The sequence below is a fragment of the Campylobacter sp. IFREMER_LSEM_CL2151 genome (genome assembly GCF_025771725.1).
GTDB classification, from domain to species: Bacteria; Campylobacterota; Campylobacteria; order Campylobacterales; family Campylobacteraceae; genus Campylobacter_D; species Campylobacter_D lari_C.
In genome coordinates this window covers 1-1524 of sequence record NZ_JAKMQT010000018.1, presented here as the reverse complement: position 1 = coordinate 1524, position 1524 = coordinate 1, and the positions used below count along the sequence as shown (strand labels likewise).

Sequence of the window (1524 nt, the reverse complement as noted above, 5' to 3'; positions counted from 1 at the left end):
TACAAATGATTTTGATTTATCAAGCATCCTAGCTTATCTTAGTGGAACCTTAGGATTAAGAAGCTATTTATATGATAGTAAAGTTTTTAGTCACTGTGATTACTATAAAATATTTCAAGAGAATATAAACAAAATAGATTATGATTTAGAACAAATTTTAAATCTTTTATACAGTGCTTTAGGATTTAATATTGATAGATATTTTGATATCATGCAAAAATATATTCTAAATATACCCAAAATGATTACTCATCCTCCTTTGAAAAATTTAATCCAACAAAGAAAAAAGAAAAATACTAATGCCATTATCGTTGCAAGTGGACCTAGTCTTATAAAACAACTTCCTTTGTTAAAAGAGAATGCAGATAAAGCAACTATCATTTGTGTTGATGGAAGTTATCCCATACTTGCACATCATGATATAAAACCTGACTATGTTGTATGTTTAGAACAAAATGATTTGTCTAGTGAATTTTTTAATAATAATTTTGGAAGTTTTGATAAAAATATTTTGTTTGTAATCTCAGATTCAGCACATGTTAAAACCCTGCAATATCTTGAATCCAACAATAGAAACTATATACTCATTTCAAAAAATACACTTTTACATAAAAATTTTTTACACCTGCAAGATTTTGGAACTCTTGGGGGATTAAATGTATCAACTATGGCATATAGCCTAGCGTTAAAACTTAAACACAAAAACATTATACTAATAGGGCAAGATTTAGCTTATGATGAGAATTTAAATTCTCATCCAAAAGAATTTTTACACGGTAGTAATCTAGACACAAATCGCTATGAGATAGTAAAAACTACAGCCTACGGTGGCAATGGTGAAGTTTATACTCATGGGGCTTGGAATACTTATAGACAAAATTTTGAATTTCTTATACAAGAGGCTTTAAAAAAAGACATTATTACATTCAATTGCACAGAAGGTGGCTCAAGAATCAACTATGCTAAAGAAGAAACTTTTGCAACTATTTGCAAAAGTTTACTTTTAGAAAAAAAACAAACTCTTTTTGAACCTTTATGTTGTCTAAACACACAAGAACAACTTAATCTTGCAAAAAACACATATGATTCCTTGCTTAAAATCATATCACTAGCCAATCAAAAAACCACGCAATGTAAAGAGATTTTAAAACCTATTTTAAAACTCATAAACCAAACAAGTCACCAAATAGATCTTGAAAAAATAGATTTTAAAAAATTATTAAACATCAATGAAAACATACATAAAATTAAAGAATTTTTAGAAGATGCTGATATGCTTATTTTTAACGAAGCGCTAACAAGCGCGCTAGCTTCTAAAGAAGTCACATTAGCTAAAATTTCAATGATGAGTGCTCACACACAAGAAGAAAAGAAAATTCGTATGGTTATGTGGGTAATTAAACATGAAGAATGGCTAACAACAGTTATTGATACCTTGGAAAAACAGACTAAAACTATGAGTGACTCTTTAATAAATCTAAAAAAATTTATAGAAAGTCTCTCATGAACACCTATGAAGCTAAT

The 1524-nt window shown here is 28.3% G+C and carries 1 protein-coding gene; it reads left to right on the top strand.

Features of this window, described 5'->3' with window-relative positions; translation table 11 throughout:
• On the top strand, nt 1-1507 hold a 1507-nt coding region (locus L8V82_RS07690; protein WP_263724546.1), incomplete at its 5' end, for a motility associated factor glycosyltransferase family protein.
• Nucleotides 1508-1524: the final 17 nt, after the last annotated feature.